The 17,025-nt window shown below is 42.5% G+C and carries 17 protein-coding genes; 9 read left to right on the forward strand and 8 right to left on the reverse strand.

What is annotated here, in order from left to right; translation table 11 throughout:
- Position 1: 1 nt before the first annotated feature.
- From Q0K96_RS06830 to Q0K96_RS06845, 4 genes are all read right to left on the reverse strand, one after another.
- Positions 2-1,195, reverse strand: a complete 1,194-nt coding sequence (locus tag Q0K96_RS06830; RefSeq protein WP_297333259.1) for an AIR synthase related protein — start codon at positions 1,193-1,195, stop codon at positions 2-4.
- A gap of 159 nt (positions 1,196-1,354) precedes the next feature.
- Positions 1,355-2,236 carry an OmpA family protein gene (locus Q0K96_RS06835; protein ID WP_297333260.1) on the reverse strand — a complete coding sequence of 294 codons (882 nt, stop codon included), beginning with the start codon at positions 2,234-2,236 and terminating at the stop codon, positions 1,355-1,357.
- An 18-nt stretch (positions 2,237-2,254) separates the two neighbouring features.
- Entirely contained in the window at positions 2,255-3,160 is a 906-nt protein-coding gene (locus Q0K96_RS06840) for a lytic transglycosylase domain-containing protein (RefSeq protein WP_297333261.1), read from the reverse strand.
- Between the two features lie 89 nt (positions 3,161-3,249).
- Positions 3,250-3,909, reverse strand: coding sequence for an alpha/beta hydrolase (locus tag Q0K96_RS06845; protein ID WP_297333262.1), 660 nt, complete (start codon positions 3,907-3,909; stop codon positions 3,250-3,252).
- A gap of 120 nt (positions 3,910-4,029) precedes the next feature.
- Here Q0K96_RS06845 and Q0K96_RS06850 point away from each other — a divergent pair, with 120 nt between their 5' ends.
- Genes Q0K96_RS06850 through Q0K96_RS06860 form a run of 3 tightly spaced genes read left to right on the forward strand, consistent with a single transcriptional unit; the run spans position 4,030 to position 5,676 of the window.
- Positions 4,030-4,752 carry a pirin family protein gene (locus tag Q0K96_RS06850; protein WP_297333263.1) on the forward strand — a complete coding sequence of 241 codons (723 nt, stop codon included), beginning with the start codon at positions 4,030-4,032 and terminating at the stop codon, positions 4,750-4,752.
- A gap of 4 nt (positions 4,753-4,756) precedes the next feature.
- Entirely contained in the window at positions 4,757-5,041 is a 285-nt protein-coding gene (locus Q0K96_RS06855) for an N-acetyltransferase (protein WP_297333264.1), read from the forward strand.
- Positions 5,041-5,676, forward strand: a complete 636-nt coding sequence (locus Q0K96_RS06860; RefSeq protein WP_297333265.1) for a class I SAM-dependent methyltransferase — start codon at positions 5,041-5,043, stop codon at positions 5,674-5,676. Before Q0K96_RS06855 ends, Q0K96_RS06860 begins: the two co-directional genes overlap by 1 nt.
- Here the strand turns inward: Q0K96_RS06860 and mtaB are convergent, their stop codons facing one another.
- Positions 5,677-7,014 (reverse strand): tRNA (N(6)-L-threonylcarbamoyladenosine(37)-C(2))-methylthiotransferase MtaB, encoded by a 1,338-nt coding sequence (gene mtaB / locus Q0K96_RS06865; RefSeq protein WP_297333285.1) that lies wholly within the window; start codon positions 7,012-7,014, stop codon positions 5,677-5,679.
- Between the two features lie 88 nt (positions 7,015-7,102).
- Between mtaB and Q0K96_RS06870 the strand changes: the two genes are divergently transcribed.
- Positions 7,103-8,710, forward strand: coding sequence for an ABC transporter substrate-binding protein (locus Q0K96_RS06870; RefSeq protein WP_297333266.1), 1,608 nt, complete (start codon positions 7,103-7,105; stop codon positions 8,708-8,710).
- Here the strand turns inward: Q0K96_RS06870 and Q0K96_RS06875 are convergent.
- The 3 genes from Q0K96_RS06875 to Q0K96_RS06885 form a co-directional block, all read right to left on the reverse strand.
- A complete protein-coding gene (locus Q0K96_RS06875; protein ID WP_297333267.1) occupies positions 8,707-9,309 on the reverse strand; it encodes a thermonuclease family protein in 603 nt (200 codons plus the stop codon). The genes Q0K96_RS06870 and Q0K96_RS06875 overlap by 4 nt on opposite strands.
- A gap of 5 nt (positions 9,310-9,314) precedes the next feature.
- A complete protein-coding gene (locus Q0K96_RS06880; protein WP_297333268.1) occupies positions 9,315-10,493 on the reverse strand; it encodes a GlmU family protein in 1,179 nt (392 codons plus the stop codon).
- Between the two features lie 147 nt (positions 10,494-10,640).
- Positions 10,641-10,892 carry a type B 50S ribosomal protein L31 gene (locus Q0K96_RS06885; protein WP_223051810.1) on the reverse strand — a complete coding sequence of 84 codons (252 nt, stop codon included), beginning with the start codon at positions 10,890-10,892 and terminating at the stop codon, positions 10,641-10,643.
- Between the two features lie 238 nt (positions 10,893-11,130).
- Here Q0K96_RS06885 and Q0K96_RS06890 point away from each other — a divergent pair, with 238 nt between their 5' ends.
- The 5 genes from Q0K96_RS06890 (at position 11,131) to Q0K96_RS06910 (ending at position 16,964) form a co-directional block, all read left to right on the forward strand.
- Complete coding sequence (locus tag Q0K96_RS06890; RefSeq protein WP_297333269.1) at positions 11,131-11,670, forward strand: DUF4199 domain-containing protein; 540 nt, start codon at positions 11,131-11,133, stop codon at positions 11,668-11,670.
- Positions 11,671-11,678: 8 nt separating this feature from the next.
- Positions 11,679-12,629, forward strand: coding sequence for a glycosyltransferase family 2 protein (locus tag Q0K96_RS06895; RefSeq protein ID WP_297333270.1), 951 nt, complete (start codon positions 11,679-11,681; stop codon positions 12,627-12,629).
- Between the two features lie 63 nt (positions 12,630-12,692).
- Positions 12,693-14,420 (forward strand): phospho-sugar mutase, encoded by a 1,728-nt coding sequence (locus Q0K96_RS06900; RefSeq protein ID WP_297333271.1) that lies wholly within the window; start codon positions 12,693-12,695, stop codon positions 14,418-14,420.
- A 4-nt stretch (positions 14,421-14,424) separates the two neighbouring features.
- Entirely contained in the window at positions 14,425-16,251 is a 1,827-nt protein-coding gene (locus Q0K96_RS06905) for an ABC transporter ATP-binding protein (RefSeq protein WP_297333272.1), read from the forward strand.
- Positions 16,252-16,331: 80 nt separating this feature from the next.
- Positions 16,332-16,964, forward strand: a complete 633-nt coding sequence (locus tag Q0K96_RS06910; RefSeq protein ID WP_297333273.1) for an HAD family hydrolase — start codon at positions 16,332-16,334, stop codon at positions 16,962-16,964.
- Positions 16,965-17,025 lie beyond the last annotated feature (61 nt).

Below are 17,025 nucleotides of genomic sequence, written 5' to 3' on the forward strand. Positions count from 1 at the left end.
TTTAATATTCAAAAGTACCATATTCGCTTTTTATGGTCAGCTTTTTTGATGTTCCCTCCTCGATGGTAATGGGGGTTACCCCGCCCACAATTTGCGCATCAATATCAAATGATTTTGATATAGCAATAATATCCTGCGCTATACTTTGAGGCACATACAGTTCCATTCTGTGCCCGCAGTTAAACACCTGGTACATTTCTTTCCAGTCGGTACCGCTTTGCTCCTGTATTAATTTAAACAATGGCGGTACAGGAAATAAATTATCTTTTATTACGTGTACATTATCTACAAAGTGCAGCACTTTGGTTTGTGCGCCTCCGCTGCAATGCACCATACCATGAATATCCTTTGGAGTATATTTTTCAAGTATCTTTTTTATAACAGGCGCATACGTACGCGTTGGCGATAGTACCAGCTTACCGGCATCAAGCGGTGCGCCTTCTACAGCATCAGTTAGCTTTACGCCGCCGCTGTACACCAGTTCCTGCGGTACGGCAGCATCAAAGCTTTCAGGATATTTTTCTGCAAGGTATTTACTAAACACATCATGGCGGGCACTGGTAAGGCCGTTACTACCCATGCCACCATTATATTCTTTTTCGTAGGCAGCCTTACCGAAAGAGGCCAAACCTACAATTACATCGCCTGCCTGAATATTGGCATTATCAATTACATTGCTGCGCTTTATGCGTGCGGTAACGGTAGAGTCTACAATTATGGTGCGCACAAGGTCGCCTACATCGGCTGTTTCGCCACCGGTTGAGTGTATGGTTACGCCAAAGTTTTTAAGTTCTTCTATCAGTTCTTCGGTACCATTTATTATGGCAGAGATAACTTCGCCCGGTACCAGGTTTTTGTTACGCCCTATAGTTGAAGAAAGCATAATATTATCAACAGCGCCAACACACAGCAAATCATCTATGTTCATGATAAGGGCATCCTGTGCTATGCCTTTCCATACCGATATATCACCCGTTTCCTTCCAATACATATAAGCCAGGCTCGACTTAGTACCCGCGCCATCGGCATGCATAATAAGGCAGTACTCGTCATCACCCGTAAGGTAATCAGGCACAATTTTGCAGAAAGCTTTAGGGAACAGCCCTTTATCTATATTTTTAATGGCATTGTGCACATCCTCTTTAGAGGCAGAAACACCCCTTTGGCTGTAGCGTTTGCTGGTATCAGAACTCATGTAGTGTAGTTTGTGTTGTGGCACAAAGATACAGTTAATGAGTCAATTTGAAAATGCGTTAATTTGGAAATTTGAAAATTACTCGCAGATAACATAGAACCGCTTAAGCAAACATTAAATCATCTTCAAATTTTCAAATCGGGAAATCTTCAAATTAAATTACGGATTTTCCAAAACCAGCACCTCAACCCTGCGGTTGGCGGCACGCTCCTCTTCGGTTTTTTCGGGTAACGGGTAAAGCGGCTCGGTAGTGCCTAAGCCATCAAAAGTAACACGTTCGCGCTCTATACCGTTTTGCCTTAAAAACATGGCCACCGCTTTGGCGCGGTCATAAGACAGTTTGCGCGGGTCGCCCTCTATACAGCAAATGTGCCCCAGCAGCTTTATTTTAAGCCCGGGGTTGCCACGCATTATCTCCAGCAGCTCATACAGCCTTGGGCGCGACTCCTCTACTATGGCAAAGGTGTTAAGCTGGAAATTCATGTTTTTAATCTGCAGCTTCTCCCCTGCCTTTGCCTCGCCTACCCGCTTCATAAATTCCACGTCAAGCGGAATAACCTGCCTGCCGCGGCGTGGGTCTGTAACTACCACTTTATCAGGATAGTTAACAGGGGCTTTTTTCTTTGGGGTTACTTTTATGCCTAAAATTTCATTTTCGCGGTGCAGCTCCTGCTCCGGCAAAAAATATAAAGTTACCCTGCGGTTTTCAGCTTTGTTGCCACTCATTTTGTGCTGCTCGCCAAAACTTCGGGTTTTAAAATCATCGCGGGTCGCAACAAAATTTTTTATGGCATTATATACATGCATTACCCTGCGCTGTGCCAATGTATCGTTATGTGCAGATGTACCATCTTCATCGGTATAGCCGTTTATGGCAAGTACTTTCGATTTTTTATTGGCAACCATCCAGTCTGCCAACCTTTGCGTTTGTGCTTTATTAAGTTCGTGCTTATTACTGTCAAAGTAAACCGAAAACTCCTGCTGTGCCGAAGCTATTAATGGCAATAGGCATAGCAGTATGGCTGATATATATTTTTTCATCCGTAAACCGGTTTTAGCTTAGTAACCCGAAAGCGGTATTTCTATAACGTACTCTTTGCCTGTGCTGTTGGTAAGTTTCCTGTCGCGTAGCCACGGGTTGTGTATCTTTAAAATTTTGTAGTTAATGCCCTGTTCTTTGGCAAACACGGCAAGATCGGGCACCGAGGTATTGGTTACCACTTTTTTAGCCGGAAGCACCGGGTAAGAATCGGCAGGCAGCAGGTTAAAACCATATTTAAGCGGATTCTCCATTATCTGTTTCAGCGCAAGGATACGGAATACGTAACGCGATGTTTCTTCAGTAAGCAGCAGGTCATAATAATTATCAACCCCCTGAAAGGATATTTGCCTGTTTACGCCTGCAACGCCCCCATTATAAGAAGCGGCTGCCAGCGTCCATGATCCGAATTTTTCTTTTGCGTTTTTAAGGTACTTACATGCTGCCTCTGTAGATTTTTCAAGGTTATAGCGCTCATCCACCTCATCGTTAATCTCCATGCCATACTCTTTGCCTGTTTCGGGCATAAACTGCCACACCCCGCGAGCACCTGCCGGCGACACGGCATTTACAAGCCCGCTTTCTATCACGGCTAGGTATTTAAAATCGTCAGGAACGCCGTTCTTTTTAAGTATTGGTTCTATAACGGTAAAGGCGCGGTTTGCCCTTTTTATAATTATTTGTGTTGTGGCATGCAGGTTGGCATTTACCAATAGTTCCCTGTCCAGCCGCTCGCGCACGTCGGCAACATTTAGCGGTGCAGCTTCGCCTGCAAAGTCTATCTTTTCAGGAAAATAGTAATTCCCGGTTGCTGACTGTTGCCCATTTTCTCCTTCTTTCCCCGCATCATCAGAAACAGCGTGTATCAGCATCCCGCTCATCAATACCACCGAGGCTATAATACCTGTTTTCTTTACCAATTCCATAGTCAAGTGAATTTTATGTTATTTAAATTATCAGGTTACAGCTATACAGCTGCTAAATGTAAACTTACAAAATTGAAGCCAAACTGCTGTTATTTTTCTATAATGTCCGGCAGGTTTTCATTCATCCATTTTGCTTTATTGATTATCATAATATGGGTACCGCCCTTAACGGGAATGTAATCCTTAAGGTACTTGGGCGGAAAAACACCATCGGCAGTACCGTGTATATGCACTACCTTCGGGTTAGGTTCTGCCCTGTCCCATGTTATTACGGTTTTAAACGCCCAGTCAAGGTATTTCTTATCCCTTACCGAAAGATATTTTTCATACAGGCGCAGCCTTTTGGCAATAAAGCTGTTGCCCCTTGCAAAACGTGCCAGCCAGTGCACACGTTCCATAAGTGCTGTTGGGAAAACCCTGTAGGCCTGCACCAGCTTTGCAAAGCGCATGCGCCGCGGAAACTCAAGGTTGCATTTAACACTTGATATAATAATTACTTTTTTTATCGGAATAATATCAGCTATTTCCTGAACCAACACCCCGCCAAAAGATACGCCCACAAGCACAGGGTTTTTATGCTCAATATTCTCTGCAATCCTTTTGGCATAGTCGGCAAGCAGCTCGTTATCTTCGGGCAGCAGCCATTCCAAAAAATACATTTCATATTTATCAGGGGGCAATTTTATATTTTCAAAGATTACCGGGCTGGCAGCAAGCCCGGGCATAAAATAAACAGGTGTTTTTTCCATCAGGGCTTAGGTTTTAACGCTTAAGCGGCTTCATTTATCGAAAATTATTACGAAATTTGTATAAAATTAAAATATTTCTCCGCTTTTGGCGGCACTGCAAATTTAATTTATCAATAAGTTATGAAGTCACGATTGTTTCCGAAAAGTGAAAGGGGTACGGCAGATTACGGATGGCTACAGGCCAATTTTTCATTCTCTTTCGGTAATTACTATAACCCTGAGGTGGTTCAGTTCGGGATGCTGCGTGTACTGAATGACGATACCATTGCAGGCGGCATGGGCTTTGGCACACACCCGCATGATAATATGGAGATTGTTACCATACCGCTGGAAGGCGGGTTAACCCACCGCGACAGTATGGGCAACCAGGCAACGGTGAGGTTTGGCGAGGTACAGGTTATGAGTGCCGGAACGGGCATAGAGCACAGCGAAATGAACGCCAGCCAGACCGAGAGGGCCAAAACACTACAAATATGGCTTTTCCCTGAAATGGAAAATATTACCCCGCGCTACGACCAAAAAGGTTTCGACCTGCAAAACAAGCGCAACAGTTTTGTACCGGTAGTTTGCCCTCATAATAAGCCTGAGGGTGAAGCATTATGGATTTACCAGCAGGCGTACTTTCACCTGGGAGTGTTTGATGCGGGGCAGGTAGCGCATTATGATGTAAAAATACCCGGCAACGGCATTTACCTTTTCCTTATAGAAGGTGAGCTGGAAATTGGCGGGCAAATGGTTATGGAACGTGATGCTTTTGGCGCAATAGAGCTTGAAGGCTTTGATGCAGAGGTAAAGCAACCATCTAAAATATTGATTATCGAGGTCCCAATGAAGCACAATTAGAACTATGGAAGTAAAAGACAACGAATTTCAGAGGCAGTTTGAAACTGCTGTAAACGGTCAGCAGCTGTCGGTAGAATATTCTATCCAGGAACGAAAGCTATTTCTTACCAGGATAAATACTCCCGAGAATTTTGAAGACGAGACGGCAATAACAGATTTTATCAAAGAGATACTTGCTATTGCTGAAGATAAGCGCCTGCGCGTGGTACCCGTTCACCCGAAAGCTGCCGCTTTTTTCAGGAAAAACCCACAGTATAAAGAAATGCTTCCTCCGGGAATACGCATATAATGGAAACACCGCCCTGCCCGCTGTGCAGGGCAACTACTATTTTATTCAACAAACAAAAGGAACGCATTTTTTTGCAGTGCAGCAATTGTTGCTCTGTACTGCTGCATCCGCAATTTTATTTAAGTGCAAAAGACGAAGCGGCACACTACCGCCAACACAACAATAACCCATCTGACACTAACTACCAAAAGTTTATCAGCCCTGTAACAAAACGTGTATTAGACGATTTTACGGTTGACAACACAGGCCTCGACTTCGGTTCCGGTACCGGGTCGGCTGTTGTAAAGGTGCTTGAAGATAATCACTATTGCATTAAGCAATATGATTCTTTTTTTCATACAGATGTAACTGTATTAAAGCAGAAGTATGATTATATAACCTGTACCGAGGTTGCAGAGCATTTTAAAGATCCTTACAAAGAATTTGAATTATTGCGCAAACTACTTCGCCCGAAAGGAAAGCTATATATAATGACGGAACTTTTTGATACCGAAAAAGACTTTGCCTTATGGTATTATAAAAACGACCCTACACACGTATTCTTTTACCACAAAAAAGCTTTTGAATGGATTAAATATACCTTTGGCTATAACGATTTATATATTGAAAAGCGGCTTGTTGTGCTGAGTTTATAGTTAGCCTGCAAATACAGGCTCTTCTACAAAACTGAACCTTACCAGCCCGTCATCATCAATCTTGGTAAGTGCAACTTTGTGCAGTGTGTTTACCAGCTCCGGGTTCCACGGTGCTTTTACCTTTACATAATTTTCGGTAAATCCGTGTATGTAGCCTTCTTTGTTTTCTCCTTCAAAAAGCACGGTAAGGGTGCTGCCCAACTGGCTTTCATAAAAAGCCCTGCGCTTTTTTACTGACAAGCCCCTAAGCATTTTACTGCGCTTGCTGCGCGCATTTAAAGGCACTACGCCATCCATTCCGGCGGCGGGGGTATTATCCCGCTCGCTATAGGTAAACACGTGCAGATAGGATATATCAAGGCTGTTAAGATAGTTATAGGTTTCAAGGAAATGCTCATCAGTTTCACCCGGAAAACCTACAATAACATCTACACCAATACAGGCGTGCGGCATAACCTTGCGGATGCGCTCCACACGTTCGGTATATACTTCGCGCATGTAGCGGCGGCGCATCAGCTTTAGTATGTCATTACTGCCGGATTGCAGCGGTATATGGAAATGCGGAACAAATGTCCGGCTTTGGGCTACAAAATCTATCGTTTCATTTTTAAGCAGGTTAGGCTCTATAGAAGAAATGCGCAGGCGCTCTATACCCGCTACTCTGTCAAGTTCCTGCACCAGCTCATAAAAAGTATGCTCGTGCTTTTTATTGCCGAACTCGCCTTTACCATAATCGCCAATATTTACGCCCGTAAGTACAATTTCCTTAATATTCTGCGAAGAAATCTCAGCAGCATTTTTAAGTACATTCTCTAACGTGTCGCTACGCGAAATACCCCTTGCCAATGGTATGGTGCAGTAAGTGCATTTATAATCGCAGCCATCCTGCACTTTAAGGAAAGCGCGTGTGCGGTCGCCGATAGAATAGCTGCCCACATAAAAATCGGCTTCGGCTATTTCGCAGCTATGCACCTCTCCCATATCGTTTTTAGAAAGGTCGTTTATATAATCGGTAATCTTAAACTTTTCGGTAGCCCCTAAAACAAGGTCTACCCCATCTACTGCGGCAAGCTCTTCCGGCTTTAACTGTGCATAGCAACCCACTGCGGCTACAAAGGCTTTATCATTCTTTTTAAGCGCTTTTTTTACTATCTGCTTAAACTGCTTATCGGCATTTTCGGTAACCGAACACGTATTTATAACATATATATCGGCTGCATCTTCAAAATCAACACGGTCAAAACCTTCATCCTGAAAACTACGCGCAATGGTAGATGTCTCTGAAAAGTTCAGTTTGCACCCGAGTGTATAAAAAGCGACTTTCTTCCTGTTTTCCATTCTCTCCGCCTGCTGCAAAGCAGTAAGTTTTATTTATATTTACCCTCTATAAAAAGAGGTTGCAAATTTACACACAAAATTCGATTTGATGAAATCATTAAGATACTATATATCAATTTGTTGCTTAACGCTTTTATTTGCATCCTGCTCTGATTCACAAAAACAAAACCGCGATCATCTGGTTTTCCGGTATAATGAAAATGCCGCCGTTAACTCGCTCGACCCTGCCTTTTCGCGCACGCGCCCTTCAATATGGGTTTGCAACCAGTTGTTTAACGGGCTGGTACAGCTTGATGACAGCCTTAATGTGCAGCCCGATATTGCAAAAAGATGGCAGATAGCCGAAGATGGCAAAACCTATATATTTGTACTGCGTGATGATGTTTACTTTCATAAAAGCGGGTTGTTTGGTGCCGACAGCACCCGAACCGTTACCGCCGCCGATTTTGAATACAGTTTTAGTCGACTTTTAGATGAAAACGTTGCTGCACCGGGCAGGTGGATATTACAGAATGTGGAAACCTTTACGGCAGTTAATGATAGTATTTTTGAGATAAAACTGAACAAAACATTCCCTGCGTTTTTAGGATTGCTTACCATGAAATATGCATCGGTGGTGCCACATGAGGCTTTTGAGAAAGCAGGATATGATTTTCGTTCTAACCCAGTTGGCACAGGGCCTTTCCGTTTCAAAATATGGGAAGAGAACATAAAGCTCGTTTTACGGAAAAACCCTCTTTATTATGAGAAAGACAAAGCTGGTAACCGCCTGCCTTATCTTGAGGCCGTAGCCATAACCTTTTTGCCTGACAAGCAAAGCGGCTTTTTGCAATTTGTTCAGGGCAGGCAGGATTTCGTGTCGGGGCTGGACCCGTCTTACAAAGACGAAATACTGACCCCAAAGGGTGGGCTACAACCCGAATATACTACAACGGTAGATATGATAACCGGCCCTTACCTCAATACCGAATATATGGGCTTCAGGCTGGATGGTGCAGATGAAGCGGTTAAGGACAAACGTATTCGCCAGGCAATGAATTACGGTTTTGACCGTGCTAAAATGATAATGTACCTGCGAAACGGTATGGGTACACCTGCCACTCATGGCATGATACCTACCGGGCTTGGCGGATATGGCACAAAAGGTTATAATTACAACCCTGCAAAGGCAAGAGAGCTTATAGCTGATTATAAAAAGGATAACGGCAACAAACAACCTGTGGTAAGGATGAGTACCAGTGCATCTTATCTTGATATTGCCGAGTACCTGCAACGCGAATGGCAAAAGCTGGGGCTTAAAGTTGAGGTAGATGTTAACCCGCCTTCTACGCTTACACAGGCTATAAGCAATGGTAAGGTATCATTTTTTAAGGCAAGCTGGATAGCCGATTACCCTGATGCCGAAAACTACCTGTCTTTATTTTACAGTAAAAACTTCTCGCCCGGCGGGCCCAATTATACCCACTTTAAAAACGCGGAATTCGACCGGTTGTACGAAAAAGCCTTTACCGTTATAAATGATAAAGAACGCTTTGCATTATACCGAAAAATGGATAGTATTGTAATGGAAGAAGCACCTGTTGTACCCCTGTTTTATGACAAGGCGGCACGCTTTACCCGTAAAAATGTTTCAGGTTTGGGTATAAACCCACTTAACCTTTTGGTGCTTAAACAGGTTAAAAAGAAAAACGGTTAGCGGCGCTTGCGCTTGTTTTTACGCCAGTCCCAAGGCGCTACAGGATTATTATCTGCCCAAAGGCCTGCATTTTCGGCACGTGCCTGTTCTTCAATAGCTGCCAGTTCATCGCTATCTGAGTAATCTTTGTAATGCCAGGCCAGACCGGCTTTAACCAGTTCCTGGTTAACATTTATGCCCTCGTCTGTAAAAACAGTACCTACTACCCTGCCGTAACGGTCGCGCTTGCCGCCTGCCTCAACGGTAACCGTTTTGCCAAAGCAAAGGTCAGATGCAAACTTTTTAGCGGCCTTGCCAAACGGCTGTGCACTTTCGGGGCAGTCAATTTCTGCCAACCGTACGCGCTCTGTTTGCCCTTCATACAACACTTCAAAAGTATCACCGTCTTTAATACCCACTACTTTACCTGTAAAGGTTTTAAGGGCCCGTGCTTCTTTTTTATCGTGTGGCTTTGGGCGCTCAGTACGCTTTTCAGGTTGAAAGCCATCCTGCGAAGGTTCCTGTTTCTGGTAATTTCGGTAAAGCACTAAAACAGCGAAAGCCAGCAAAATGAGCAGGCTTCCTATACTGTATTTCTTTTTTGTTTTTCGTCTTGCCATAGCAACTACCCGTCTTTACGCCATTGTTTTGTTTCTTCAAAAACGTGTTCCAGTATGGCGGCATCCTGCTCTGTAAATGCTACATTGCGGCGCGACATTACTATTTTAGCGGTTTCAAATGCTTTTTTGGTTATATAGGTTGTAAAGCCGGAAGCGCCGCCCCATGAAAAGCTCGGTACAAAATTGCGCGGGAAGCCGGCTCCAAAAATATTGGCACTAACTCCTACAACTGTACCGGTATTAAACATGGTGTTGATACCGCATTTGCTGTGGTCGCCCATCATAAGCCCGCAAAACTGAAGTCCCGTTTTGGCGAAAATGCCTTTTTCGTAGCTCCATAGTTTTACCTCTTCATAGTTGTTTTTAAGGTTACTGTTGTTGGTATCGGCACCCAGGTTACACCATTCGCCTAATACCGAGTTCCCTAAAAATCCGTCGTGCCCTTTATTGGAATAACCAAACAGAACCGAGTTACTTACCTCTCCGCCAATGCGCGAGTGCGGCCCTACGGTTGTAGCGCCATATACTTTTGTTGCCAGCTTTACCTGGGCACCTTCGCAAAGCGCAAAGGGCCCGCGTATTACAGAGTTTTCCATAATTTCGGTATCCCTGCCAATATATATTGGCCCAGTGGAGGCATTAAGTGTAACAAACTCAAGCTTTGCGCCTTCTTCTATAAAAATGTTATGGGGTGCTATTGTGTTTACGCTGGCAGGTATCGGTTGCGATACACGTCCTTCAGTGAGCAACTCAAAATCTTCGCGTATGGCGGCATCGTTCTTTGCAAAAATATCCCATGGGTTTTCTACCCTTAGGCAATCGCCACTGTACTCTATAATATCATAAGTGTCAAAATCAACTTCTTCCTGTGTGTCTTTAGTAAAGAAGGCAATAACATCATCTCCATAAAACAGCGCTTGGTTCTCTTCTAAAGACTGTACCATTTCGGCCATATCTTCCGTTGGCAGGAAAGAGGCATTTATCATAATGTTCTCTTCCATTTCTACCATTGGGTATTTTTCCATCAGGTACTCTTCGGTAAGGGTGGTTGTGGTATAACCCAGATGCTTTTCCCATTTTTCGCGTATGGTAAGTATACCTATTCGTATATCGGCTACGGGCCTTGTAAAAGTAAACGGCAGCAGGGCGTTGCGCACTGGGCCGTCAAAAAGTATGTAGTTCATGGCGTTGCTAAGTTTAAGTCCCAAAAATAGTTAAATATGTTGTAACACGGCAATAGCCGGTATATTGTTTATTTGTTATGCTTTATACAAAGGCATAAAAAAAGCCTCCCGTTACCGGAAGGCTTAATGTTGTTGCAAAAGCAAAAATTACTTTTTGAATTTTGCATATTTATTTTTGAACTTGTCGATACGGCCAGCGGTATCAATAAGTTTAGATTTACCTGTATAGAAAGGGTGTGATGTCCTGGAAATTTCCATTTTTACCACCGGATATTCAACTCCGTCCACTTCAATTGTTTCTTTTGTATCTGCTGTAGATTTAGTAAGGAACACATCATCGTTAGACATGTCTTTGAATGCTACTAATCTGTAATTTTCCGGGTGAATACCTTTTTTCATTTTTGTAAATTGTTATTTTGTTATGGCTGCAACCCCGTTTTGCGGCTTCCTGTTTACAGAAAGGTATAAACGTTTTACAACTTTTTGTTTTTAAACATTTTAATTTCAGAGTGCAAAAGTACAATTATTTTTTTAATATCAAATAGCCGCAAATATTTTTTTCAGTGTAACATAGCATGTTTTATCGCGACTGATTGTACAGTAATTAGTATATTTGTAAACTTAAAAACCAATAATTATGAGCAAAACTACCTCACCAGCAAAAGCAGCCTTACCTTATGGAACAGTGTTTGGCGTAATAATGATTGTAGAACTTGTTTTAGGCTACACGCTAAAATTAAATGCTCAGACAGACCCAACGGTAGGAATAGTAATTAACCTGTTAAACTATATTATTTTACCTGCAATATTTATTACCCTTGCCTGCAAGAGTTTTAAAAAAATGAACGGCGGTTATGCAACATTTGGGCAATGCCTTAAGGCTGGCGTTACAGTAAATGTATTTGCGGCTTTTATATTCGCCGTGTTTAACATTATATTTAATTATATAGTGCCTGAATTTGCAGACGAAATGTATGCGCAGATTGCTGAAATTACAGCGAAACAAAACCCGCAAATGACATCGGAACAGTTAAAAATGACACTTGAATGGACTAAGATGTTCATGAACCCTTTTGTATCGGCTCCTTTCATCATAATTTTATATGCTCTTGACGGGCTTGTAGCATCTCTAATTGTAGGTGCTGTAGTTAAAAAAGACAACCCGGGCGCATTTTAATACCATACATGAACCTATCTATAGTAATACCCCTTTTAAACGAAGAGGAATCTCTTGCCGAACTGCACCGCTGGATAGCGGGCGTTATGGCAGCCAACAGTTACAGCTACGAAATAGTATTTATTGATGATGGCAGTACCGATGGCTCGTGGAACAAAATACAATCTCTTTCAGCAGCGGATCCTAATGTAAAAGGTATCCGCTTTTTGCGTAACTATGGTAAATCGCAGGCGCTGCATGCAGGCTTTGCACGTGCGCAGGGCGATGTGGTGATAACCATGGATGCCGACCTGCAGGACAACCCGGAAGAAATACCGGAACTGTATAACATGATTACCCAACAGGGGTATGACCTTGTTTCCGGCTGGAAGAAAAAGCGGTACGATTCGGTATTGTCTAAAAACATGCCTTCCAAGCTGTTTAACTGGGCTGCAAGAAAAACATCGGGGGTAAAACTAAACGATTTTAACTGCGGGCTTAAGGCCTACAGGCTTGATGTGGTAAAGAACATAGAGGTTTCGGGCGAAATGCACCGCTATATCCCTGTGCTTGCTAAGAATGCAGGTTTCCCTAAAATTGGTGAAAAAGTGGTTAAGCACCAGGCACGCAAATATGGTAATACCAAATTTGGTATGGAGCGCTTTATAAACGGCTTTTTAGACCTTATCACAATATGGTTTATCAGTAAATTCGGCAAAAGACCAATGCATCTTTTCGGGGCGCTTGGGGTGCTTATGTTTATAATAGGGCTGTTATCGGCATTATACATAGGCTTTACTAAGCTTATTAAACTGTATAACCATGAACCTGCCATACTGGTAACAGATAACCCCTGGTTTTATATTGCCCTTACAACTATGATTATTGGTACACAATTGTTTCTTGCAGGCTTTTTAGGAGAGATAATATTGCGTACAAAAAATAACGAAGAGCGCTATAAAATTAGCGAAACCTTATAATAAAATATTTGTAACTTCATCCGGTAAAAACCTACTTGCAAAACCATAATTAAACCAATCCGCATGGAAATTTCACAATCAATATTAGATAAAGTAAACGTGTGGCTAACACCGGGTTTTGATGCCGATACCCAGAATGCCATTAAAGAAATGATGACCTCATCTCCTAAAGAGCTGGAGGAAAGCTTTTATAAAAACCTTGAGTTTGGCACCGGCGGTATGCGTGGCATTATGGGGCCGGGCACCAACCGCATCAATAAATATACACTGGGTAAAGCCACACAGGGATTATCAGAATACCTTAAAAAATCGTTTCCAGGCGAGCAGGTAAAAGTAGCCATTGCCTATGATTGCCGTAACAACAGCGACACACTTGCCAAAACAGTAGCCAATGTATTTTCGGCTAACGGTATAAAGGTTTACCTTTTTGAAGAGCTTCGCCCTACACCGGAACTTTCTTTTGCAGTTAAACACTTAAACTGCCATGCCGGTGTGGTACTAACAGCATCGCACAACCCACCCGAATATAACGGATATAAAGTGTATTGGCAGGATGGCGGCCAGCTTGTACCGCCTCAGGATAAAGAAATTATAGATGTTATTGAGTCTTTAGAATACAGCCAGATAAACTTTGAGGCCAACGAAAGCCTCATAGAATATATTGGTAATGACCTTGACAGGGCATTTGTAAGGACATCTATACAAAATGCTACTTTTAATACCAGCCAGGAAGCCAAAGACCAACTGAAAATAGTATTCACGCCGCTTCACGGTACATCGGTAAAACTGGTGCCTGATTTACTTGAAGATGCAGGATACAACAATGTTTTCCTGGTTGCGGAACAATCAGTCCCTAACGGCAATTTCCCAACTGTAAAATCGCCAAACCCGGAAGAGCCGGAAGCACTCCAAATGGCAATTGATCTTGCCGACCAGATGGATGCTGATATTGTGATAGGCACCGACCCTGACAGCGACAGGCTTGGCGTAGCCGTGCGCAACGGCAACGGCATCATGACGTTGCTTAACGGAAACCAGACAATGGTATTGATGACGCATTTTTTACTGGAGCAGTGGAAAAAGCAGGGCAGGCTTAACGGCAACCAGTTTATAGGTTCTACCATAGTTTCTACACCAATGATGATGGAGCTTGCTACAGCTTATAATATAGACTGCAAAGTAGGCCTTACAGGCTTTAAATGGATTGCCAAAATGATTAAGGATTTCCCAGAGCAGGAGTTTATTGGCGGGGGCGAAGAAAGTTTCGGTTATATGGTTGGCGATGCCGTTCGTGATAAAGATGCTGTAACCTCTACCCTGCTGATATGCGAAATGGCAGCACAGGCAAAAGAAAAGGCAAGCTCGCTTTATATGGAACTGCTTAAGCTTTATGCCGAATTCGGGTATTATAAAGAATCGCTGATATCGCTTACAAAAAAAGGTATAGAAGGCGCAGAAGAAATAAAGCAGATGATGGATGACCTTCGTAATAATCCTGTTGAAGAAATTAACGGGCAGCGCGTGGTTATGGTTGAAGACTATAAAACATCTGTAGCAAAAAACCTGATAACGAATGAGGAGGAAGAATTAGTACTTCCAAAATCGGATGTGCTGATATATTACCTTGAAGACGGCAGCAAGATATGCGCCCGCCCAAGCGGTACCGAGCCAAAGATTAAATTTTACTTCAGCGTAAACGATACGCTTAACGATATAAATGATTTCAAGAAAGTTGATGCCATGCTGGCTGACAGGGTTGAAAATATTATAAAAGGTATGAACTTAAATTAATTTAATGAGTAGCTATAAAAAATTCTTCAGGTTCGCAAAACCTTACCGAAAGGAAATGTACCTCAACATTTTCTTTAATGTGCTGTATGCGTTGTTCAGTACGCTTTCACTGGTTGCGTTAATACCTGTTTTAAAAGTAATTTTTAACGACACAGAGCCAGTATTTGTAAAACCTGCGTATCAGGGGCTGGGCGAACTTAAACCTTTCATAGAAAATTACCTCAACTACATACTAACAAAAGAGATTAGGGAACATGGGGTGTTTAATGTGCTGATGTTTATTATCGGCATCATTATATTTATTTTCCTTCTTAAAAATTTCACCAATTACCTGGCTATGTATTTTGTAACCCATTTAAGAAATGGCGTTATAAAAGACCTGCGCACAGATTTATATAAAAAAGTAGTAAAGCTGCCTTTTTCCTACTATTCAGGCACAACAAAGGGCGATGTTATAGCGCGCCTTACCACAGATGTAAACGAGATAAGCAACTCTTTTATGAACTATCTTGAAATGATAGTAAAGCAACCCCTTACAATATTGTTTACACTGGTATCTATGTTTATATTAAGTACCAAGCTTACCATTTTTGTACTGGTGTTTATACCCATAGCAGGCTTTATTATATCTAAAGTAGGCAAGTCGCTTAAAAAGCGTTCTATGCGTGTGCAGCAGCAGCAGGGCAAGGTACTCTCTATCCTCGAAGAAACCGTTGGCGGGCTAAAGGTGATAAAATCATTTACTGCCGAAGGTATATTCAGCACTAAGTTTACCAATATAAATCAGGCGCTTTTTCGTTCTTCAAACTCGGTAGCCAACAGGCAAAACCTTGCTTCGCCTTTAAGTGAACTGCTTGGTATTGTGGTAATAGGCGTACTGCTTTGCTATGGTGGATATCTCGTTTTTGAAGATGAAACAATGGAAGCCGGATTCTTTCTTGGTTATATAACACTTGCCTATAATATTTTAACTCCTGCAAAAGATATATCTAAAGCCAGCTACAGCCTGAAGCGCGGTAATGCTTCTGCGGAGAGGATAACAGAACTGCTTGAGACAGACATCAGCATAGCAGATAAGCCTGATGCTATAGAAGCAACAGCATACGAAAGTGGTATCAGTATAGAAAATGTTACATTCCGTTATGGCGAAGAAAACGTGCTTACCAACTTTTCGCTTACTGTACCTAAAGGGCAAACAGTGGCGCTGGTAGGGCAATCGGGCAGTGGCAAAAGTACCATAGCTAACCTGCTTACCCGTTTTTATGATGTGCAGGAAGGCAGCATAAAAGTAAGCGGTACCGATATAAGGGATTATAAGCTGAAAACGCTTCGCGGTATGATGGGGCTTGTAACGCAGGACAGTATATTGTTTAATGATACTGTTCGTAACAACGTGGCACTGGGCAAGGAAAACGCAACTGATGAAGAGATAATTGCTGCGCTAAAAGTAGCTAATGCCTACGAGTTTGTGGAAGGCCTTCCGGAAGGCATACACACCAATATAGGAGATGGCGGCAACAAATTGAGCGGAGGGCAAAAGCAACGCCTCAGCATTGCAAGGGCAGTACTTAAAAACCCGCCGATAATGATACTGGATGAAGCTACCTCTGCACTGGATACCGAAAGTGAAAGGCTGGTACAGGAAGCGCTGGAAAACATGATGCAAAACCGCACATCAGTAGTCATCGCACACAGGCTGAGCACTATTCAAAAGGCAGATAAAATTGTGGTAATGCAAAAAGGCCGCATTGTAGAACAGGGCACGCACGATGAACTGATAGCACATGACGGGACTTATAAAAAACTCGTTACTATGCAAAGCTTTGAATAGCTAAATAAATTTTAAAACAGCCGCAGCCTTTGCGGCTGTTTCATTTTAGATGTATTTTTACGTTTAATACTAAACTATATATGCCGATAAAAGCCATCATCTACGATCTCGACAATACTGTTTACCCTGTTAGTGCTATTGGAGAAAAGCTTTTCGGGCCGCTGTTTGAACTGATTAAGGAGAGCGGGCAGCACACCGAAGATTTTGACGCCATAAAATTTGCCATAATGCGCACGCCTTTCAGGATTGTGGCACAAAGGCATAACTTTAGCCCTGAACTTACCGAAAAGGGAATTGCACTACAGGAAGAACTGGAATATGAAGATGCCATAGAGACTTTTGAAGATTATCCCGAAATCAAGAATATTCCCGCAGAACGCTTTTTAGTTACTACCGGTTTCCGTAAAATGCAGCTGAGCAAGATAAAGCAGATGGGGATAGAAGCAGACTTTAAGGAACTTCATGTGGTTGACCCCACAAAAACAAGCAAGAAAGAGGTTTTTGCTGATATACTTAAAAGATACAGCTATTTTCCGGAAGAAGTACTGGTTATTGGCGATGACCCTGAATCGGAAATTGCGGCGGCAAAAGCTTTAGGTATTACAACAGTTCTGTATGATAAAAATAACCTGCATAGCGCAGATAAAGCTGATTACAGGATTGATCATTTTAAAGACCTTAAAGCAATATGGCAGGAAGCCGGCAACAGATAACAGTATTTTAACCGCTGCGTGAACTTAACATTGCTAAATTTACGAACTAAAATAACCGGTA

Origin of the sequence: Flavobacterium sp. (assembly GCF_024305175.1) — a bacterium.
Lineage (GTDB): Bacteria > Bacteroidota > Bacteroidia > Flavobacteriales > Flavobacteriaceae > Flavobacterium.